Source organism: Cupriavidus sp. 05L310 (genome assembly GCF_056398185.1).
This window is the reverse complement of sequence record NZ_JBFTOX010000038.1, coordinates 74,851-95,331: the sequence shown is the minus strand read 5'-3', so window position 1 is coordinate 95,331 and position 20,481 is coordinate 74,851. Positions and strand designations below refer to the sequence as shown.

At 66.2% G+C, this 20,481-nt stretch carries 19 protein-coding genes, 2 pseudogenes and 2 riboswitches; of the genes and pseudogenes, 4 read left to right on the top strand and 17 right to left on the bottom strand.

Annotated features, from left to right (window positions below; genetic code table 11):
- The 7 genes and pseudogenes from AC1DS6_RS26135 to ahcY all read right to left on the bottom strand — a co-directional run.
- Positions 1-998: pseudogene (locus AC1DS6_RS26135) on the bottom strand (IS3 family transposase); the annotation flags it as partial.
- A gap of 309 nt (positions 999-1,307) precedes the next feature.
- Entirely contained in the window at positions 1,308-1,544 is a 237-nt protein-coding gene (locus tag AC1DS6_RS26130; RefSeq protein ID WP_441635691.1) for a hypothetical protein, read from the bottom strand.
- Between the two features lie 436 nt (positions 1,545-1,980).
- Entirely contained in the window at positions 1,981-2,739 is a 759-nt protein-coding gene (locus AC1DS6_RS26125; protein WP_441635689.1) for a Mut7-C RNAse domain-containing protein, read from the bottom strand.
- 55 nt (positions 2,740-2,794) lie between these two features.
- Entirely contained in the window at positions 2,795-3,154 is a 360-nt protein-coding gene (locus AC1DS6_RS26120; protein ID WP_276289833.1) for a TfoX/Sxy family protein, read from the bottom strand.
- A 23-nt stretch (positions 3,155-3,177) separates the two neighbouring features.
- Positions 3,178-4,008 (bottom strand): methylenetetrahydrofolate reductase [NAD(P)H], encoded by an 831-nt coding sequence (gene metF, locus AC1DS6_RS26115; RefSeq protein WP_045236164.1) that lies wholly within the window; start codon positions 4,006-4,008, stop codon positions 3,178-3,180.
- A 62-nt stretch (positions 4,009-4,070) separates the two neighbouring features.
- Positions 4,071-4,424, bottom strand: a complete 354-nt coding sequence (locus AC1DS6_RS26110) for a phage holin family protein (protein WP_035870441.1) — start codon at positions 4,422-4,424, stop codon at positions 4,071-4,073.
- A 123-nt stretch (positions 4,425-4,547) separates the two neighbouring features.
- Positions 4,548-5,981, bottom strand: a complete 1,434-nt coding sequence (gene ahcY / locus AC1DS6_RS26105; protein ID WP_441635687.1) for an adenosylhomocysteinase — start codon at positions 5,979-5,981, stop codon at positions 4,548-4,550.
- Between the two features lie 127 nt (positions 5,982-6,108).
- Positions 6,109-6,189: riboswitch (S-adenosyl-L-homocysteine riboswitch) on the bottom strand.
- 73 nt (positions 6,190-6,262) lie between these two features.
- On the opposite strand from ahcY, the gene thiD reads away from it, so the two are divergent.
- Both thiD and AC1DS6_RS26095 read left to right on the top strand, forming a co-directional pair.
- Positions 6,263-7,093, top strand: a complete 831-nt coding sequence (gene thiD, locus AC1DS6_RS26100; RefSeq protein WP_441635685.1) for a bifunctional hydroxymethylpyrimidine kinase/phosphomethylpyrimidine kinase — start codon at positions 6,263-6,265, stop codon at positions 7,091-7,093.
- Positions 7,094-7,271: 178 nt separating this feature from the next.
- Complete coding sequence (locus AC1DS6_RS26095) at positions 7,272-7,712, top strand: PGDYG domain-containing protein (RefSeq protein ID WP_441635683.1); 441 nt, start codon at positions 7,272-7,274, stop codon at positions 7,710-7,712.
- Positions 7,713-7,716: 4 nt separating this feature from the next.
- Here the strand turns inward: AC1DS6_RS26095 and AC1DS6_RS26090 are convergent, their stop codons facing one another.
- The 10 genes and pseudogenes from AC1DS6_RS26090 to AC1DS6_RS26045 form a co-directional block, all read right to left on the bottom strand.
- Positions 7,717-8,163, bottom strand: coding sequence for a PaaI family thioesterase (locus tag AC1DS6_RS26090; RefSeq protein ID WP_045236253.1), 447 nt, complete (start codon positions 8,161-8,163; stop codon positions 7,717-7,719).
- A gap of 135 nt (positions 8,164-8,298) precedes the next feature.
- The gene (locus tag AC1DS6_RS26085; protein ID WP_441635681.1) at positions 8,299-8,616 is read right to left on the bottom strand and encodes a hypothetical protein; all 318 of its coding nucleotides are present in this window, start codon (positions 8,614-8,616) and stop codon (positions 8,299-8,301) included.
- A gap of 51 nt (positions 8,617-8,667) precedes the next feature.
- Positions 8,668-8,853: pseudogene (locus AC1DS6_RS26080) on the bottom strand (AAA family ATPase); the annotation flags it as partial.
- Positions 8,850-9,413 carry a GNAT family N-acetyltransferase gene (locus tag AC1DS6_RS26075; RefSeq protein ID WP_441635679.1) on the bottom strand — a complete coding sequence of 188 codons (564 nt, stop codon included), beginning with the start codon at positions 9,411-9,413 and terminating at the stop codon, positions 8,850-8,852. The pseudogene AC1DS6_RS26080 and the gene AC1DS6_RS26075, both read right to left, overlap by 4 nt.
- 63 nt (positions 9,414-9,476) lie before the next feature.
- A complete protein-coding gene (locus tag AC1DS6_RS26070) occupies positions 9,477-10,619 on the bottom strand; it encodes a thiamine phosphate synthase (RefSeq protein WP_441635677.1) in 1,143 nt (380 codons plus the stop codon).
- Positions 10,616-11,464 (bottom strand): thiazole synthase, encoded by an 849-nt coding sequence (locus tag AC1DS6_RS26065; RefSeq protein ID WP_441635675.1) that lies wholly within the window; start codon positions 11,462-11,464, stop codon positions 10,616-10,618. The genes AC1DS6_RS26070 and AC1DS6_RS26065 overlap by 4 nt, the downstream gene beginning before the upstream one ends.
- 6 nt (positions 11,465-11,470) lie before the next feature.
- Entirely contained in the window at positions 11,471-11,668 is a 198-nt protein-coding gene (thiS, locus tag AC1DS6_RS26060) for a sulfur carrier protein ThiS (RefSeq protein WP_035868404.1), read from the bottom strand.
- A 21-nt stretch (positions 11,669-11,689) separates the two neighbouring features.
- Complete coding sequence (locus AC1DS6_RS26055; RefSeq protein ID WP_477103458.1) at positions 11,690-12,868, bottom strand: FAD-dependent oxidoreductase; 1,179 nt, start codon at positions 12,866-12,868, stop codon at positions 11,690-11,692.
- Between the two features lie 144 nt (positions 12,869-13,012).
- On the bottom strand, positions 13,013-14,899 hold the full coding sequence (thiC, locus tag AC1DS6_RS26050; RefSeq protein WP_477103457.1) for a phosphomethylpyrimidine synthase ThiC: 1,887 nt from the start codon (positions 14,897-14,899) through the stop codon (positions 13,013-13,015).
- A 104-nt stretch (positions 14,900-15,003) separates the two neighbouring features.
- A riboswitch (TPP riboswitch) is annotated at positions 15,004-15,105 on the bottom strand.
- Between the two features lie 191 nt (positions 15,106-15,296).
- Entirely contained in the window at positions 15,297-16,688 is a 1,392-nt protein-coding gene (locus tag AC1DS6_RS26045) for an RtcB family protein (protein ID WP_441631517.1), read from the bottom strand.
- 267 nt (positions 16,689-16,955) lie between these two features.
- On the opposite strand from AC1DS6_RS26045, the gene AC1DS6_RS26040 reads away from it, so the two are divergent.
- Together AC1DS6_RS26040 and AC1DS6_RS26035 are read left to right on the top strand one after the other, a co-directional pair.
- Positions 16,956-18,617, top strand: a complete 1,662-nt coding sequence (locus AC1DS6_RS26040) for an acyl-CoA dehydrogenase family protein (protein ID WP_441631515.1) — start codon at positions 16,956-16,958, stop codon at positions 18,615-18,617.
- 272 nt (positions 18,618-18,889) lie between these two features.
- Entirely contained in the window at positions 18,890-20,437 is a 1,548-nt protein-coding gene (locus AC1DS6_RS26035) for a methyl-accepting chemotaxis protein (RefSeq protein ID WP_441631513.1), read from the top strand.
- The last annotated feature ends 44 nt before the right edge of the window (positions 20,438-20,481 follow it).

Below are 20,481 nucleotides of genomic sequence, written 5' to 3'. Positions count from 1 at the left end.
CAGACTGTTGAAGAAGCTCTCGCTCGGGGCATTGTCCCAGCAGTTCCCTTTGCGACTCATCGAGCAGACCATGCCGTAATCCACCAGCTTGGCCTGGAAGGCCTGGCTAGCATACTGGCTGCCTCGGTCCGAGTGGTGAATCAATCCCGGTGCGGGCTTGCGGCGGAACCAAGCCATCGCCAGCGCATCTGTCACGATATCTGCCGTCATCCGGGGCCGAATCGACCAGCCAACCACTTCGCGGTTGAACAGGTCAAGCACGATGGCCAGATACAGCCAGCCTTCGTCGGTCCAGATGTAGGTCATGTCCGCCGTCCAAACCTGATTTGGCGCGGCGGGCGTGAAGTTGCGCTCCAGTCGGTTCGGCGCGATCGGCAGCGAGTGCCTGGAATTCGTCGTTGCCCGCCAGCGCCGCTTGTGCCGGGCGCGAATGCCGTTCTCGCGCATCAGCCGCTCGACCCGTTCCTTGGAGGCTGGGAAGCCTCGCGCACGGATTTCCCGGAGCATGCGTGGCGATCCATATGCGCCTTTGAGCTGGGCATGGGTCGCGCGGATCAACGCCATCATTTGCGTATCGGTCAGGCGCTTGCGCGACGGTGTGCCGCCGCGCTTCCAGGCCCGATAGCCGTTCACACTAACCGTCAGGACATTACAGAGAATCACCAGCGGATAGGTGGCTCGTTCCCGCTCGATCCAGGCGTACTTCACAGAAGGTCCCTCGCGAAGTACGCCGCTGCCTTTTTTGCGATTTCAAGCTCCATCGCCAAGCGCTTGTTCTCCGCGCGCAGGCGCGACAGCTCCATCTGTTCAGCAGTCACAGGCTTGGCACCAGCCCCATTGAGCTTGCCGGCCTCGGCGGCCTTGCGCCAGTTGCGCAGTGTCTGATCAGACACGCCCAATTCCGCAGCCAGCTCTCCTGTCGTCTTCCCGGCACGCAGTTGCCTGACGGCCTGTTCCTTGAACTCCGCAGTGAATTCCTGTTTCGGTATCTTTCGCATTTCGCTTCCTTCCAACTGGTTGAGGTTATACCTCACCTCTTGGAAGGCGAAATTTCGGGGGAAGCTCACCCCCTGTGGGGTTGGTCGCAGTTTCTTTGATCGGCGATGGTTATTGCACCCAAGTGCGTACGACATCCCCCTGCGGGGGACGCCGGTCACTCTTCTTTGCTTCGGCAAAGAAGACTAACGAGAAGAAAGCCGACCCTGCCGGGGGCAGAGCAATAAGGCTGATGGGCCTCGGTGGTTTCGTCGTACGGCCCTGAGTGTTGGCTGGCGTGCCTCACCGGCTTGAAGGACATCGCCACTGCATTACCCATTGGTCACGTGGTGGGGCCCCCAACCTCGGGCGCGGTGACCATTCGGCCATCTGCCGTTCGCGGTGCCGAGCGCCACGACGCTGCCCGCCTTGGTGGTTTCGTGGTTTTGTCTCTGGCGGCGGGCGCCCTGCCATTTGATGCCCTGCCGTACCGGCGCGAGCGGCACCTTGCTCTCAATGCCCTTGGTTTCGTGGTGGTGGCCCGGTTCGCGAGGGTCACGCTCGAACATCACCGCGCCTGCTCTCCGAGACAAAACCACGAAACCAGCCACACCCGAAACGGCGCAGCCCCTCGCACCGCGAACGGCAGATGTGGGAATGGGCACTGCACACGAGGTCAGGGGCCGCACCACGAAACCCATGGGGCACGCCATTGCGCTGCCCTGCAAGCCGGTAACGGCAGATACCAGCAGAACCGCTGCCCATACGACGAAACCAGCACCCTGCGCACCCGCGATTGCTCTGCCCCCGGCAGGGTCGGCTTTCTTCTCGTTAGTCTTCTTTGCCGAAGCAAAAAAGAGTGACCGGCGTCCCCCGCAGGGGGATGTCGTACGCACTTGGGTGCAATAACCATCGCCGATCAAAGAAACTGCGACCACCCCAGCAGAGGGATGTTGTAAGGCTCTCGGGTCCAAAGGCCATCGCCTCAAACAAACAAGCCACCAACTAAATCCGCCCCGCAGGCACCAACTCATCCACCAAATCCCTCATATGCCGCCAATGCGACCCCTCCCAAAACACCCTCTGACAGCACCCGCAAGTCACAAACCGCTCCTGCCGCGCAAACACGCCCGCCGGCACGCGGCCATCCACCTCGGCCTTGCCGATCGGCCGCAGCGGCACATTGCAATCCAGGCACAGCGAGAACGGCCGCGCGCTGCGGGCCAGGTCCAGTCGCGCGAAGATCTCGCGCAACTGCGGCGTGGCCTTGATGGCGCGCACATAGCAGCCGTGGGTGACGCCGCGGCGCTTGAGCAGTTCGCGGTCACGCGTGAGCACGATGCGTCCCTCGCGCATGGCGATGGCCTCGATCTCGCTATCGGCGAAATGGTTGTCGTAGAGGGTGTCGAAGCCGGTCAGCCGCAGCAGGTGGGCCAGCCCGCCCAGATGGGCGTCGGCAACGAAGCGCGTGGTGCGTAGTGGCTCGTCGCGCACGCGCAGCAACGGTGTGACGTCGAAGGCTTCGAACTTGGGATAAACGGACACGCGGTCGCCATCCTGCAGCGGGCGCTCGAATCCACATGACTCGCCGTTCACCAGGATCAGCTCGACCTCGGTGTGCGGTACCCCCAGCGCCTCGATCATGTGCTTGACGGTGGCGGCGCGCGCGCAGGCGCAAACGCAGTCCAGTCCGCGCTGCGCACGCGGCAGGAAGTCGTTCAGTTCCTCGTAGAAACGAAACGTAGCGGTGACGGCGGTGACCATGAGCCAAAGTATGCCACCGCGCGGCCGGGTGCCGGAACGGGTTCCGGTCCGCCGTTCAGCCAGCCTGGTTGGCCAGCCGCAGCGTGGATTCCACCGACAGGCGCGCCCAGGCCGTCATGGCCTCGGCCGACTCCAGGCAGGCCGGCGGCGCGCTCAGGTAGTGAAGCATGGCGATCTCGCGCCCGGCACGGTTGTAGCGGAACGGCTCGCCGCCCTCGGCCTTGAAACGCGCCCGCGTCTTGTCGTCGACTTTCAGGAAGCAGCGCCCGCCCAGGACCAGCGCGAACACCAGGCCGTCGTAGTACAAGGCATGGCCGCCGAACATGCGGCGCGAGGTGATCGGCCCGATGCGCGCCGCCAGCGGCCCCATCAGTTCGAGCAGATGGTCGATGAAGGGATCGGGGCGGCGTGGCATCGCGTCTGGCGCTGAGAGATGCCTTAGAGCTTCAGGCGCTGCCAGATCGCCTTGGTCGCGCTGGCCGTGTTGAGCGTATAGAAATGCAGCCCCGGTACGCCGGCCGCCAGCAAACGCTCGCACAGCGCGGTGACCACGTCCAGGCCAAAGGCGCGGATCGATTCGCGATCGTCGCCAAAGCCTTCCAGCCGCTTGGCCACCCAGCGCGGCACTTCGGCGCCGCACATCTCGGAGAAGCGCATCAGCTGCGAGGAATTGGTGATCGGCATGATGCCCGGCACGATCGGCACTTCCACGCCCATGGCGCGCACGTCGTCGACGAAGCGGAAGTACGCGTCGGCGTTGAAGAAGTACTGGGTGATGGCGGAGTCGGCGCCGGCCTTGACCTTGCGCACGAAATTCTCGAGATCGTGGCGCGGCGACTTGGCCTGCGGGTGGTACTCGGGATAGGCCGCCACTTCGATATTGAACCAGTCGCCGGTCTCGGCGCGGATGAATTCCACCAGCTCATTGGCAAAGCGGAACTCGCCGATCTCGCCCATGCCCGATGGCATGTCGCCGCGCAGCGCCACGATATGGCGGATGCCGCCATCGCGATAGGTCTTGAGGATATCGCGGATGCTCTCGCGCGAGGAACCCACGCACGACAGGTGCGGCGCGGCCTCGATGCCTTCGCGCTGGATTTCCAGCACGGCATCCAGCGTGCCCTGCTGGGTGGTGCCGCCGGCGCCGAACGTCACCGAGATGAACTTGGGATGCAGCGGAGCGAGTTGCGCACGCGTGTTGCGCAGCTTCTCGGCGCCCTCCGCCGTCTTGGGCGGGAAGAATTCGAAGCTGAAGTAGCGGTCTTGCATGATGGTGGCGCGCCGCCTATGGCGCGGCGCGCTGAAAAATTGGCATGGGACGCCAGCAGGCGTCAGGCGCTGCGGCGCTCGCCCAGCAGCAGGCTGGATAGCGCCCAGGAGATCACGCTGTAGAGGATCGAGCCTAGCAAGGCCGCGCCAAAGCCGGTGACCACGAAACCGGCCAGCAGCTTGCCCACGAACAGGAACAGCAGCGCGTTGATCACGAAGATAAACAGGCCAAGCGTCAGCAGCGTCACCGGCAAGGTGAGGATCACCAGGATCGGGCGGATCAAGGTATTCACCAGGCCGAGCACCAGGGCGGCAATCATGGCCGAGCCGAAGCCGCCAAGATGAATCCCATCGATCAGGCTACCCACCAGGAACAGCGCGGCGGCATTGATGATCCAGACGGCCAACAGTCTCATGACGACTCCTTCGCTTGGGTGAAACGGATTCGGGGCAGCACGCCCGCGGCGTGGGCACGCCGCGGGTTGACGATCCGGGGATCGGTCAGAGACAGATCAAAAGCCGATCTGCTGATCAGCGGATCAATAGCGGTAGTGATCGGCCTTGTACGGGCCTTCCTTCTTCACGCCGATATAGGCTGCCTGCTGCTCGGTCAGCTCGGACAGTTGCGCGTTGAGCTTCTTCAGCTGCAGGCGCGCGACCTTCTCGTCCAGATGCTTGGGCAGCGTGTAGACGCCGACCGGGTACTTGCCGCTATCGCGTTCCTGCCACAGTTCGATCTGGGCGATGGTCTGGTTGGCGAACGAGCTGCTCATCACGTACGACGGGTGGCCCGTGCCGCAGCCCAGGTTCACCAGGCGGCCCTTGGCCAGGATGATCAGCTTCTTGCCCGGCTGGTCGCCAACCGCGGGGAAGACCACATGGTCGACCTGCGGCTTGATCTCGTCCCACTCGTACTTTTCCAGCGAGGCGATGTCGATCTCGTTGTCGAAGTGGCCGATGTTGCAGACGATGGCCTGGTCCTTCATCTTGGCCATGTGGTCATGGGTAATGACGTGGTAGTTGCCGGTGCAGGTGACGAAGATGTCGGCCTTGTCGGCAGCGTATTCCATGGTCACCACGCGGTAGCCTTCCATCGCGGCCTGCAGCGCGCAGATCGGGTCGACTTCGGTCACCCACACCTGGGCCGACAGGGCGCGCAGTGCCTGCGCGCTGCCCTTGCCCACGTCGCCGTAGCCGGCCACCAGCGCAACCTTGCCGGCGATCATCACGTCGGTGGCGCGCTTGATGCCGTCCACCAGCGATTCACGGCAGCCATACAGGTTGTCGAACTTGCTCTTGGTCACCGAGTCGTTGACGTTGATGGCGGGGAACTTGAGCTCGCCCTTTTGCGCCATCTGGTACAGGCGGTGCACGCCCGTGGTGGTTTCCTCGGTCACGCCCTTGATGGCGTCCAGATTACGGCTGTACCAGGACGGGTCCTTGGCCAGCTTTTCCTTGATCGCGGCGAACAGGAAGGTCTCTTCCTCGCTGCCCGGCTTGGCGATCAGCGATGCGTCCTTCTCGGCGCGGGCGCCCAGGTGCAGCAGCAGCGTGGCGTCGCCGCCGTCGTCCAGGATCATGTTGGGGGTGCCGCCATCCGCCCAGTCGAAGATGCGATGGGTGAAGTCCCAGTATTCCTTCAGCGATTCGCCCTTGAAGGCGAACACCGGCGTGCCCGAGGCGGCGATGGCCGCGGCAGCATGGTCCTGGGTCGAGAAGATGTTGCACGAAGCCCAGCGCACGTCGGCGCCGAGCGCGGCCAGCGTCTCGATCAGCACGGCGGTCTGGATGGTCATGTGCAGCGAGCCGGCGATGCGCGCGCCCTTCAGGGGCTGGGCGGCGGCGAACTCGTCGCGGATGGCCATCAGGCCGGGCATCTCGGTCTCGGCGATGGCGATTTCCTTGCGGCCCCAGCCTGCGAGGTTGATGTCGGCCACCAGGTAGTCGTTCTTGAGGTCAGTCACTGCGTTCATGTTTCACTCCGATGAAGAGTGGCGACGAAGGACAAGTGCGGGGGATACGGCCGCGCCATGCCGTGGCGGAAAAAGCCACTTTGCATAACGGGCGGATAGGTCGACTCGCCTCCGTGTATGTGCCACGGATCAGCGAGCGCCGTTGAAGACAGTCCGAGCCTGGCGAATGGCACAATGGGGCCCATTCGTTGCAACGCTCCTCGGAGTGGCGGTATTGTAGCCTGCCAAAAGGCGCCGCGCATTGCCGCCAACACGTTTTTTATTTGCCGCCCGTCCGATACATGACCCAGACGACACACCGCCCCCCGCGCACCCTGACCATCGCCGGCTCCGACTCGGGCGGCGGCGCCGGCATCCAGGCCGATCTCAAGACCTTTGCCGCGCTGGGCTGCTTCGGCATGAGCGCGATCACCGCCATCACCGCCCAGAACACCCTGGGCGTGACCGGCGTGCACGCCATCCCGGCCGACATGGTGGCGGCGCAGATCGACGCGGTGGCCAGCGATATCGGGGTGGATGCGGCCAAGACCGGCATGCTGGGCACGGCGGCCATCGTCGAAGCGGTAGCCGCCGCGGTGGACCGCCACGGCATCCGCCGGCTGGTGGTGGACCCCGTGATGATCTCCACCTCCGGCGCCACGCTGGCGGACGACGCCACCACCCGGGCCATGGTCAGCCTGCTGTTCCCGCGCGCCGCGCTGGTCACGCCCAACCTGCCGGAAGCGTCCTATCTGCTGGGCCGCAAGATCACCCGGCGTGACGAAATGGAGCAGGCGGCACGCGACCTGGCCGCGCTGGGCTGCCCGGCGGTGCTGCTCAAGGGCGGGCACCTGGAGCCGGAAGATGCCGGCCTGGACGACCTGCTGCTGGGCGCCGACGGCACCGTGCGCGTGTTCTCCCATCCACGCGTTGAAACCCGCAACCTGCATGGCACCGGCTGCACGCTGGCGGCGGCCATCGCGGCGCAACTCGCGCGCGGCGATACGCTGGAAGATGCGGTGGAAGTGGCGCTGGATTTTGTGGCCGATGCGATCGTGGCGGGCGCCGACTTTGAGCTTGGGGCGGGCAACGGGCCGCTGAACCACGGCTTTGCGCCGCGGGTACTGGGGTGAAACACGAGCAGCCCCCCCAATGCGAAGCGAAGCGAGCCGTGACGGCGTTAGAGGCCGTATGGGGCGCCTTCTTTGCCTACTTTCTTGGCAAGCCAAGAAAGCAGGTCGCTCCCCGCAGGGGAGTGAAACTGCCTTTGACTTTGACTTTGACTTTGAGCTTTCAGGCCCTTATCGCACCATGCCCACCCTGACCCACATCGACCTGCGCACCGACCCCGCCGCCGCCCCCTACCAAAAGCATGAAGTCGTCCAGGTAGCCTTCGCCAAGGAACCCGGCGAACTCATCAGCCTCGAAGGCCCCAACCGCTACCAGCCCGGCGACGCCATCATCACCGGCTCCACCGGCGACCGCTGGGTCGTATCGCGCGAGCGTTTCGACCCGAAGTACGAACCGCTGCAAACCGGCACGCACGGCCAGGACGGCGCCTACCGGAACATCCCGGGCGTCGTGCTCGCCAAACGCATGAACGAAGCCTTCAGCATTGCCCGCTCCACCGGCGGCGACGTACTGCATGGCGCGGCCGGCGACTGGCTGATGCAGTACGCCCCGAACGACTACGGCATCGTCCAGCAGGCGCGCTTCGCCCAAGTCTATCGTCCGGCCAGCGGCAACGCCTGAAGCGTCAGTCGCCGCCGCTGCTCAGCGGCACCAGCTTGAACGCCGCGCGCGCCACGCACACCACCTCGCCGGCGGCATTCTTCACTTCGCCTTCGCAAAAAGCGATGCGCGCGCCGCGCCGCATGCAGCGCGCTTCCAGGTGCAGTTCACCGCGCGCGGCGGCCAGGAAGTGCGTGGACATATCGATGGTGATCACGCCGGTATCGAGCGGCGCATGCGAGCGCGCCGCGCCGCTGAGCGTGAAATCCAGCGTCGCCATCAAGGTGCCGCCATGTACGTCGCCCCGGCTGTTGACCAGGAACGGGCTGACCGGCAGGCGCGTGCGGCACAGGCCCGCCTCCATCTGCACGGGTTGCAGGCCGAGATGGCGCATCAGCGGCACGTCGATGCCGAAATAGGGCTTCTCGGGCGTGCCCGGCGCAACCGGGACAATCTGAGCGGGACTTTCCAAAACAGGGTTTCCTTGTTCGAGTTCTGCGAATTCCACCACGGCCTGGCCTTCGGCCACGGCATCGCCGGCCGCAATCGTAACGCCAACGCGATGCGCATGGTGCGGACCTGGCCGTTCACCGCACGCTCTTGTGCCCTACAGGATCTCCCGGACGAACCACGCATTGAAGCGGTAAAGCGCAATGGACGGAATCACGACAAACAAGAGCAGGCTGACGACTGCGCGCCGGGTTCTATAGAGGTAGAGCGCCATCAGATCGCGCAGCGCGTAGCTGGCGACCAGCACCAGCAGCGGAATGTAGGCCAGCAGGCAAAACAGGAATATCCAGACAAGGACACCGCCCTGCAACGCGTGGTCAAGAAAACCAACGCCGTCCATCCAGCGCGCATCCCCTGCACTGAATGTGACAAGCAGCATCAACAAGGAAGCGACCAGAGTGGGACAGCGCAGCATTCAGGTCGGCTCTTTCGCTTCGCCCGGCTCACCATCGAGCAGCACGCGCAGCACGGCGATGGCCTCCATCAGCGTGGTTTTGCCCGAGCCGTTCTCGCCGACCAGGAAGGTGACCTTGGGATGCATCGCTATCGCATCCAGCGTGCGCACCGCCAGCAGGCAGAAGGGATAGCGCTCGAAGCTGTCGACGATGTCGCGCCGCAGGCAGACGCGGCTGATGAACTGGGGCGAGATCACGGTGTTCGCCGGGGTGGATGACACGGCGCTATCGTAACGCAATGCGGCGCCTGCAGCACCAGGCGCATGGCAATGCGCTGCCGCAGGCCAAGAATGGCCTCGTGCGTCAGCACGGCGGCCAGCCGGGGGCAGAGGCCGGCGTCGTCGAGCCGGCGAAAGCCGAGGCGCGCATAGAACGGCGCGTTCCAGGGGAGGTGGCTGAACGTGGTGAGGCCTAGCGATTGCACGCCCTGCTGACGGAAAGAAACGGCTACGGCGTTCACCAGTGCGCGGCCGAAGCCGCGGCGGGCATGGATGGGATGCACATCCATCTCGTCGAGGTAGGCGTGATGTCCATGCAGGCTGGCCAGCGCGAAGCCGGCGACGGTGCCGTCGGTGGCGATGGCAACCCACAGGCGGCACTCGCGCTGCGCGCGCCGGAAGTCTTCGATCGGGGTGACTTGCTCGCGCAGCGCCGCTGGCAGGTCAACCGCAGGGAATAGCGCGGCGGCGGCGCGTTCGATGGCGGGGAGAGTGGATATGTCCGCCGGCGTGGCAAGGCGGATGTCTGCAGGTGGCATGGGTGTTATGGCAGTGGTGGCGGGCCCGGGTTCCCGCCTGGCCAACCTACGGGCCGGAGGCATTCATGCCTCCGGGAACATTCCCAGCAGGTTGCTCACCGCGGCCGGCACATCCGCCGCCTCGGTAATCGCGCGGACCACCGCCGCGCTGCCCACGCCCGCGGCCAGCACCTGCGGCAACCGTGCCGCGTCGACGCCTCCGATGCCCACCAGCGAAGGCACCACGGGCCGCATCAGCCTGACGTACGCATGGAAGCGCCCCAGCCCCTGCGGCGCGGTCGGCATCACCTTGGTGGTGGTCGGGAAAATCGCGCCCAGCGCCAGGTAGCTCGGGCCGATCATCGCCACGCGCAGCATCTCCGCATAGCCGTGCGTGGACACACCAAGCCGCAGCCCGGAGGCGCGCAGCGCATCGAGGTCTGCTTCGTCGAGATCTTCCTGGCCGAGGTGGATACCGTAGATGCCGCTGGCCGCGCTGTCGTTGCCGTGGCTGGCGTGATAGTCGATAGCCGCACGCCAGTGGTCGTTGATAAACAGGCGCGACGCGCTGCCACGCGCGGCGTTCGCAGCGCGCTCGATTTCACTGCGCACGGCCTGCGCATCGTCCGACTTGAAGCGCAACTGCACCGTGGGCACCGCCAGCGGCACCAGGCGCTCGATCCACTCGGCACTCGGCACCACCGCATACAAGCCCAGCGGCGGGCACGGCGCGAATGGCTCGACGCGCGACTCCGGCGCGACCAGCGCGGCATGGCGCACGCGTGGGAATCGCGCGAATTCCACCGGCCATTCCTGCGAGCCGGGCTGCCATGCACGCGCCAGGCAGAGTGCGTCATGCGCGGGAAAATGCAGTGCCAGGCAAGCCAGCAGCACGGCCACGAAGGCCGGCGAGTGCGCGGTGTCGCCGTCGGCATGGGCGTTGAACACCCAGGTGCCCATCGGCGAGCGCACGGTATCGCTCCATTGCCCGCCCTCGCGGTCGCTTTCGATGGCGATGGCGCCGGCGGCGCCGATGCGCGCCAGCGTGCCGGCATCGGCTTCGCCGTCGAACAGCACCACGTCGGCATCGCCGAGCGCGGCGGGCACGGCGGCCTGCGTCCATACGCGCCACGCTTTCTCATTGCTGCCGAATGTGGCGCCGTAGCGCGCCAGCAGTGTGTCGTGCAGCGCGGCGTCGACACCGGCCTGGATACTGTGGCTCGTCATGCGCGGTCCTCCACGCCTTCGGCGTGCCAGAACGGCATGCCCACCACCGGCGTGCTCGCCTGCGCAATGTCGCGCTCGGGCATGGGGCCGGCCAGGTAGGCGGTGCGGCCGGCGTCGACGGCCAGCGCGAAAGCGCGGGCCATGTTCACCGGGTAGGCGGCTTGCGCCACGGCGGTGTTCAGCAGCACGCCGTCGTAGCCCCACTCCAGTACCTGGGCTGCATGCGATGGCAGGCCAAGGCCGGCATCGACGATCAGCGGCGTATCCGGCAGCCGTTCGCGCAGCAGGCGCATGGCGTGCGGGTTGACGGCGCCCTTGCCGGTGCCGATCGGCGCGGCCCAGGGCATCAGCGCCTGGCAGCCGACATCAAGCAGCCGGCGGCACAGCACCAGGTCTTCCGTGCAATACGGCAGCACCTTGAAGCCTTCCTTGATCAGCGTCTCGGCCACGGCAGGCAGGTTGAGCGTATCGGGCTGCAGGGTGTAGTCGTCGCCAACCAGCTCGAGCTTGATCCAGTCGGTCTCGAACACCTCGCGCGCCATCATGGCGGTGGTGATGGCTTCCTGCGGCGCCATGCAGCCGGCGGTATTGGGCAGTACCGGCACGTCCAGCGACCTGAGCATCTGCCAGAAGGCCTGGCCGCCCTCGCCTTCTCCGACCGCGCCCTGGCGGCGCAGCGCCACCGTCAGCATGGCAGGCTTTGCCACTTCCACCGCGGCCTGCAAGGTGGCGGGAGACGGATAGCGCGCGGTGCCCAGCAACAGGCGCGAGGCGAACGACTCGCCATAGAGCACGAAGGGATCGCCGAGCAGGTCGCGGCGCGATTCAGCGGTATTGAGGGTCATGTTGGGTCAGCCTCCCGTCACGGGTTGCACAAGGTCGATGCGGTCGCCGGCGGCGAGCGCGGTGGCCGCATGCGCGGCGCGCGGCACGAACTGGCCGTTGAGCGCGGCGGCAAAGGGCGGCGCGATGCCGGCGCCAGCCACCGCGTCGGCCAGGGTGGCGTTGTCGGCAAGAGCCAGCGGACGGCCGTTGAGCACGATATCCATGGGCGTTCTGTTCTGTTCCGTTCAGTGCAGCACCGGCGAGCCGGCAACGGTATCAAGCGCGGCCACGATCATGCCGGGCCAGCGCAGCGCTGCCGGCACGGCATAGGCCGCGGGGTCGTCATCGAGCAGGGCCCGCACTACCTGGCAGGCTGCCTCGGTGACTGCCGGCGCGATCAGGAAGCCATGCCGGTACAGGCCGTTGAGGCGCACGATGCGGGCATGCTGGTCGACGCGGATGGCCGGCAGGTGGTCCGGGCGCGTCGGGCGGCGCTGCACATTGAGTTCCAGCACGCGCGCCTCGCCGAACGCCGGATGCAGCGAATACGCCGCCGACAGTAGTTCCAGCGCCGAGCGCACGCTCATCGGCGAATCGTCCTCGCTTTCGAGTTCAGTGGCGCCGATCACGTACAGATCGTTGGGCTTGGGCGCGATATAGATCGGATAGCGCGGATGCAGCAGGCGCACCGGGCGATGCAGCTTGACTTCGGGCGCGTGCACGCGCACCACTTCGCCGCGCAGCCCGCGCAAACCCGGCATGCTGCCGTGCGCGGCCGGCTGCCCGGGCCACGCCGCGCGCGCGCCAAGGCCGCGGCAATCCAGCACCACGCGTGCGCAGATGCCAAGCGCCGGCAGGTCGCCGGCCTCGACTTCGCCGGCTTCCCACACGCAATGCAGGCCGCCGCCAACCGCGCAGGCCAGCAACGCGCGCAACGTGCCGCGATTGTCGAGCTGGCCTTCACCGGCCAGCAGCAGGCCCTGGGAAAAGCGGCCCGCCAGCGCAGGCTCGAGAGCGGCCACGCCGTTGCCGTCGAGCGCGCGCATGCGCTCCGCCACCAGCTCGGGCGGCGCCACCGCGCGCACGCGGCTGGTGAACAGCGACATCTCGCTGCGGTCGCGGGTATGCCAGACCACCAGCGTGCCGTCCTCCTGGAAGAACACCGGCTCCGGCAATTCGGCCACCCAGGCGCGCCACAGGTCGACGCTGGCGGTGCCCAGCTCGACGATGCGGCGCTCGGCGATGGCGGATTCCGCCAGGGGCGCCAGCATCGCCGCCGCCACATGCGCGGCCGAGCCGGCGCCATCGGGGCCGGCGCGTTCGACCAGCGCCACGCGCAGGCCGGCACGTACCAGTTGCCAGGCGGAAAGGCGCCCGGCCAGACCGGCGCCGAGCACGGCCACATCAAACGACTGCGTTGTCATGGGGATGGTTGTGCCGGTGCTCGCCGCGACTGCGCGGCGGCGCGCCGGCCTCCTTTAAGTCATGGCGTGCCCTGTCCATCGGGAAGGGCACAGAACTTCGCATGCGGCGCCCACGTTGGCGAGCGCCGCACCCATTGCATTGCCTTACGAGTAGATCTTGCTGCCGCTCTTGACGAACTCGATCGACTTTTCCTGCATGCCTTTCTCGGCTTCCGGCTTGAGCGAAGCGGCGTAGTCGCGCACTTCCTGCGTGATCTTCATCGAGCAGAACTTGGGACCGCACATCGAGCAGAAATGCGCGATCTTGGCGCCTTCGGCCGGCAGCGTGGCGTCGTGGTACGAACGCGCGCGTTCCGGGTCCAGGCCGAGGTTGAACTGGTCTTCCCAGCGGAACTCGAAGCGCGCCTTGGACAGTGCGTTGTCGCGCAGCTGCGCGCCCGGCCAGCCCTTGGCAAGGTCGGCCGCGTGGGCGGCGATCTTGTAGGTGATGATGCCTTCGCGCACGTCTTCCTTGTCCGGCAGGCCCAAGTGCTCCTTCGGCGTGACGTAGCACAGCATGGCCGTGCCCATCCAGCCGATATTGGCCGCGCCGATGCCGCTGGTGATGTGGTCGTAGCCGGGGGCGATGTCCGTCACCAGCGGTCCGAGCGTGTAGAACGGCGCTTCGTAGCAGTGCTTCAGCTCTTCATCCATGTTGGCCTGGATGCGCTGCAGCGGCACGTGGCCCGGGCCTTCGATCATGACCTGCACGTCGTGCTTCCAGGCCTTGTCGGTCAGCTCGCCGAGCGTGCGCAGTTCGCCGAACTGGGCGTCGTCGTTGGAGTCGGCGATACAGCCGGGACGCAGGCCATCACCGAGGCTGAACGACACGTCGTACGCCTTCATGATTTCGCAGATCTCGTCGAAGTGCGTGTACAGGAAGTTTTCCTTGTGATGCGCCAGGCACCACTTGGCCATGATCGAACCACCGCGCGAGACGATGCCGGTGACGCGGTCCGCGGTCATCGGCACATAGCGCAGCAGCACGCCGGCGTGGATGGTGAAGTAGTCCACGCCCTGCTCGGCCTGCTCGATCAGCGTGTCGCGGAACATTTCCCAGGTCAGGTCCTCGGCGATGCCGCCGGTCTTGTCCAGCGCCTGGTAGATGGGCACCGTGCCGATGGGCACCGGCGAATTGCGCAGGATCCACTCGCGGGTTTCATGGATGTGCTTGCCGGTGGACAGATCCATGATGGTGTCGGCGCCCCAGCGGATCGACCACACCATCTTTTCCACTTCCTCGGCCAGCGACGACGTCACGGCGGAGTTGCCCAGGTTGCCGTTGATCTTGACGCGGAAATTGCGCCCGATCGCCATCGGCTCCAGTTCGGTGTGGTTGATGTTGGCGGGAATGATGGCGCGGCCGGCGGCGATTTCCTTGCGCACGAATTCCGGCGTCATGTCTTCCGGGCGCAGCGGCAGCGCGGCACCCAGCGCATTGCCGGGGTGCTGGCGCAGCAGCGCCTTGTATTCGGGCTTGTCGTACAGCGCTTGCAGGTTCAGCGACTCGCGCAGCGCCACGTATTCCATCTCGGGCGTGATGATGCCGCGGCGCGCATAGTGCATCTGCGACACGTTGGCGCCGGCCTTGGCGCGGCGCGGGTTGGTCAGCTGGGCAAAGCGCAGGTGCGCGGTGGCCGGATCAGCGGCGCGTGCCAGGCCGTATTCCGACGACAGGCCGGACAGCACTTCGGTGTCGCCTCGCTCTTCGATCCACTTGCCGCGCACCGATGGCAGGCCGGCCTTCAGGTCGATATGGATGTCCGGATCGCTGTACGGGCCCGAGGTGTCGTACACGGGAATCGGCGGATTGGACATCTCGCCCTTGTCCGTGCGCGTGGACGTCTGCAGGATCGTGCGCAGCGGCACGCGGATATCGGGGCGGCTGCCGGTCAGGTAGGTCTTGCTGGATGCCGGATAGGCGAATTTTTTGTCGAGATCGGTTTCAAGCGACTCGAAAGATGCGGCGGGGGCGGTATTTGTGCGGGCCATGGGTGTCGTCCTCTCTCTTGCGGGGATGGACGAAACCAGGAGCCCTGTGAGCATGGCCGCGGCGCCGGGGCCGGGATCATGTGCCTTGGAGAAGGCAGGAGCTTTTCGGTAACCATGAAACTTCCCACGCCGGTACTAGCCGGATCGGGTTCGAAGGGACTCTCTCAGCCGCACGGCCCATCCGTACGGCACCCCTGTTTCATCCAACGGGGTGAATTTAAGCACAAGGCTCGGAGCTTGACCACCCCTGTTTCAATCTGGAGTGTCGTGCGTCAAGGTATGGCTGAGGGCCATGCGGCCCCCAGGCATTAACATGTACACCATTACGCTGCAACGCACCATGACTTAGCGTGCGCATGCACTGCCATTCGAACACCATTCGAACACCGCCGCGATTTCAAGCCTTGAAGGTCACCCAAGGCTTCAACCGCGCCACTGCTTCGATCAGCCCGGCCTCTTCCTGTGCCTGCCGCACCGGACCGATCGGCTTGTAGGCCTCGGGCGCTTCTTCCACCCTGCGCTCCTCGCGCAGCGTGACGCAGCGCCACCCGGCGTTGGCATGATCGCTTTTCAAGCGGCGCAAAGCCTGGCGCCGGACACTGCGGCCGGCTCCGTGGCTGCATGACGAGAGCCAATCGGTGTGACCCAAACCGCTCACTATATAGGAAGCATCCCCCATGGAACCGGGGATCAGGGCCAGGTCGCCGTGATGCGCGGGTGTCGCGCCCTTGCGGTGGATATTGAGGCCGTTTTCGCGCAGCACCACGTTATGCGGCACGTCGACCACCAGCCGTGAAGCCGTCGCGCCGCACAACTCGGCCAGTTCCTTGCGCACGAGTTCGGCCAGCACCACCCGGTTGGCCCAGGCATAGCGTGCCGCCGTACCCATGGCCACCAGGTACTCGTGCGCCAGGCTGCCCGCCAAGCCGTACAGCCCGCTCGTCGGATGCTTCAGGCCTGCGGGCCAGGCCTGGCGCGCCCGGTCCATCCAGCGCCGGCCCACGTAGAAGCCGACATCGCGCGAGCCGCTGTGGATCATCGCCACGACATCGCCGGGCGCCAGGCCGACGCGATATGCCGCGTGCCTGTCGAAGATCTCGTCCACCACCTGCAGTTCGACAAAATGATTGCCCCCGCCCGGCGTGCCGAGACAGGGATCGCGAAAGACCTCGCGATTGCCGACGTGCGCATCCGGCGCATAGCGGGCACTCCCGCCAAACGCATCCAGTCCGACGCAAGCGGCAAGTTCGGCCTCCAGCCGGGCACGATCGACCTGCGCCCACAAGCCTTGCGGCGCCACGCGATCGATGAACGCGGCGGGTCCCTCGTCGAATAGGGCGCGGAACGCGGCGCTATGCACCGGCATGTCGCGGCCGTTATCGAGCAGCGCACGCGTCAGCCTGCTCACAAGGGCATCCTGCTGCGGCAGCAGGGCGGCTTGCTTCAGGCTTGTAGTAATCAGGCGCATGCCGCAATTGATGTCGGTACCAATCGCGGCGGGAATGACGAAATCCGCGTCGGTGGCAACGATCGATCCGACCGGCGCGATGCCGCCGGGATGAAAGTCCGGCGTGGCGCAGGCTTTGCAAACGCCATGGTGGCCGTCCGGCGAACGCACCGCGGCAAAGTCGAGCAACTGCCGTACGGCTTTCGCTTCCAGGGGAAGCGTGGCGGGCAACAGCACGGAGGCTTGCGCGTGTTCGTTGCGCAGGTGATAGACACCCTGGATGCGCTCGACATGGATGCCCTGGCGCTGCAGGGCTTTTTCAAGACGGGGAAGGGAAGACATGGCTGCCGGGAATACAAGGTACGGGGGTGCCTCCGGCGGACCGGGGCAAAAAGTACCTTCTGCGCAGCAGCGTCGAGAAAGGAGCGTGCAGTGTATCGCCGGGAAGCGGCGAACGGCAAGCGCCCGGCCCGCGAGCCCAGCCATGACGGCGCAAAGTGTTGGGGGCCGGACACAGTGCAAGCCCACGCACATAGCGCGCCGCTTGCTCTACCATGCAATCAGACATGCCCATGCGCAACGCTCGCAGAAGACCGCACAGGAGACCTCATGACTGAAGCTGCCACCCACCGCGTGTTCAACCAGGTCCCGGACCTCACCGGCCACAACCTGTTCACCGGCGACCCCGCCTTGCGCGACGCGCTGGAGCGGCTTGGCGGCGGCTGGCACGCCAGTGCGCTCGATGTCTTCGGGGCGCGCCTGGGCAAACCCGATGTCCAGCAGTGGGCGGCCGAGGCCAATCGCCACGCGCCCGAGCTGCATACGCACAGCCGCACCGGCGAGCGCATCGACGAAGTGGAATTTCCGCCGGCATGGCACGCCTTGCTGGCCCTGCTGCGCAGCCAGCAGTTGCAGGCGCTGCCGTTCGCGCAGCCCAGGGAGGGCGCGTGGGTGGCGCGCGCCGCCGGCTATTTCCTGCAGGCGCAGGCCGAATCCGGATCCCTGTGCCCGCCCACCATGACGTTCGCCAGCATCCCGGTGCTGCAGAAGGAAGCGGCGCTGTTCGCGGAACTGGGGCCGAAACTGTTTGCCACCGAGCACGATCCGCGCGACCTGCCCTGGCGCGACAAGCATGCCGTGATGATCGGCATGGGCATGACGGAAAAGCAGGGCGGCTCCGATGTGCGCAGCAACACCACCGTCGCGCGCGCCGTGCGCGGCGAGGGCCGCGGCGCCGAGTACGCGATCACCGGGCACAAGTGGTTTTTCTCCGCGCCGATGTGCGATGCCCACCTGGTGGTGGCGCGCATGGGCGCGGAGGACGGGCCGCTGTCGTGCTTCTTCGTGCCGCGCTTTCGCGACGACGGCAGCAAGAACCCGGTGCAGATCCAGCGTCTCAAGGACAAACTGGGCAATCGCTCCAACGCCAGCAGCGAAGTGGAATTCCGCGAGGCCACCGGCATCCTGATCGGCGAGGAAGGCCGCGGCATCCCGACCATTATCGAGATGGCCACCTATACCCGGCTGGATTGCGTGATCGGCAGCGCCGCCATCATCCGCGCGGCGCTGGTGCAGGCCATCCACCACGCGCGGCACCGCATGGCGTTCGGCCGCCTGCTGGCGGAGCAGCCGCTGATGCGCAACGTGCTGGCCGACCTGGCGCTGGAAAGCCAGGCCGCCACCCTGCTCATGATGGAACTGGCACATGCTTTCGAGCGGGCCGATGCCGATCCGCTGGCCGCCGCCTGGAAGCGCATCGTCACGCCGGCGGCCAAGTTCTGGGTCTGCAAGCGCGCCATAGAGGTGACGGGCGAAGCCATGGAGGTATGGGGCGGCAACGGCTACGTGGAGGAAGGCCCGATGGCCCGGCTGTACCGCGAGGCGCCGGTCAACTCGATCTGGGAGGGCTCCGGCAACATCATGTGCCTGGACGTGCTGCGCGCGCTCCAGCGCAATCCCGAGGACGCGGGGCGGCTATTGCAGGACCTAGGACGGCGCGCCGGCGGCCATCCGGCGGTGCGCGCCGAACTCGCCTCGCTGCAGGCGATGCTGCGCGACGCGCCGGAACATCTCGAAGCCGGCGCGCGGCGCTTTGCCCAGGGCCTGGTGCTGACCGCGCAGGCGGCGCTGATGCTCGCCCATGCCGACACCGACGATGCCGAGCGCTTCGTGGCCAGCCGGCTTGGACGCCAGCATGGCCGCGTGTTCGGCACGCTGGAGGGCGACGAAGCCGCGCTGGCGGGCGTGGTGGCGCGCGCATGGCCGGCGTGAAGCCGCCGGTGCATCGCCGCGCGTGAACGCCCAGAGGCGCCCAGGCAGCTGACACGGCCGCACGCTGTCATGCTGGCGCATGGCGCGATTCGTCCGTGCGCACCTGGCCTCGCAACATACCCCCCGGATTAATTCCCCGCCTCGCTACAGCCAAGGCCAGTGATGCCGTAAACCGTTGATATAAAGGGCATACATTTAATACATAAGTGCCCGATAGTCATCTTTAAATATCAAGCGGAGCGCCTTGCCGCGGCGGGCGCCGACATCCCGACATGAACATCAGCCAACGCCTGCTACTTTCCTTATCTCTTGCCCTGTTCGCCTTGCTCGGGGTGGGCCTTGGTGGCATCTGGCAACTCCACCAGTCGGAACAGCGCTTCGAGTACTTCAACAACAACACGCTGGACAGCGTGCGCATCCTTGTCAGCCTCAAGGACGACGTCAACACCATGCGCATCGCGCTTTACCGGCATACCATGACCGACGACCTCAAGGGCAAGACTGAAGCCGAACAGTCGCTCGCCAGTGCGGACCAGCATTTCGACACTACCGCCGCCAAATACGAACGCGCGGATATCTCCGACGAGACTGATCGCAAGATGCTCGAGGCTGACCGGGCCGCCCTCAAGCGCTACCGCGCCGGACGCGCCGCCTTGCTGGAGAAATCGCACGCCAACGATTACGCAGCCGCGCAGGCCATGCTCGTGAGTGGTGAACTGCATGAGGCGTCGACCGCGATGCGCAAGACGATCGAGGATCACATCGCCTACAACGCGGAACTGGGCGAGCACGCCGTCCTGAGCAATCGCGAGCAGTACCACACTGCAGTCATGGTGTTCTCGGTCTTGATCGCCGTAGCCGTGCTGGGCACCGGTTTCCTGGCGGTGACGCTTTACCGGCGCATCCATGGCAGCCTGGCCGAGATCGAGCAGACCCTGGAATACGTCAGCGACTCCCTTGACCTCGCGCGCCGCGCGCCGGTCGGGCGCATGGATGAAATCGGCCGCACCGCGGCCGCCTTCAACCGCTTGCTCGAACGCGTGGCGGTGGCGCTGCACGAAGTGCGTCATTCGACCGAATCCGTGGGCGTGGCGGCACGCCAGATCGCCGCGGGCAACACCGACTTGTCGGCGCGCACCGAACAGCAGGCGGCCTCGCTGGAGCAAACCGCATCGAGCATGGAGGAGCTGACCACCACCGTGCGGCAGAACGCCGACAATGCGCGCCAGGCCAGCGGCCTGGCCGGCAATGCCGCCAGCGTCGCCGAGCACGGCAGCGCCGCGGTTCAGCAGATGGTGCAAACCATGGGCGCGATCAGCACCAGCTCCAGCCGCATCGCCGAAATCACCAGCCTGATCGAGGGTATCGCCTTCCAGACCAATATCCTGGCACTGAATGCCGCGGTGGAAGCCGCGCGCGCCGGCGAACAGGGCCGGGGCTTCGCGGTGGTGGCGGGCGAAGTGCGCAGCCTGGCGCAGCGCTCGTCCAGCGCCGCCAAGGAAATCAAGGACCTGATCGACAGCTCGGTCGACACCGTGCGCACCGGCTCGGCACAGGCCGAGGACGCCGGCAAGACCATGGGCGAAGTCCAGAATGCAGTAAAGCGCGTGTCCGACATCATTGCCGAGATTGCCGCGGCCTCCGACGAGCAGAGCGCCGGCATCGAACAGGTCAACAAGGCGGTCGGCCAGATGGACGAGGTCACGCAGCAAAACGCCGCGCTGGTGGAAGAAGCCGCCGCCGCGGCGCAATCGCTGGACGACCAGGCCGGCAAGCTGCGCGATACGGTGTCGACCTTCCGGCTGGCGAACGCGGCCTGACGGCGCAGTATCTTCGCAATGCCGGCCCGAGAGCCAGCGCGAGT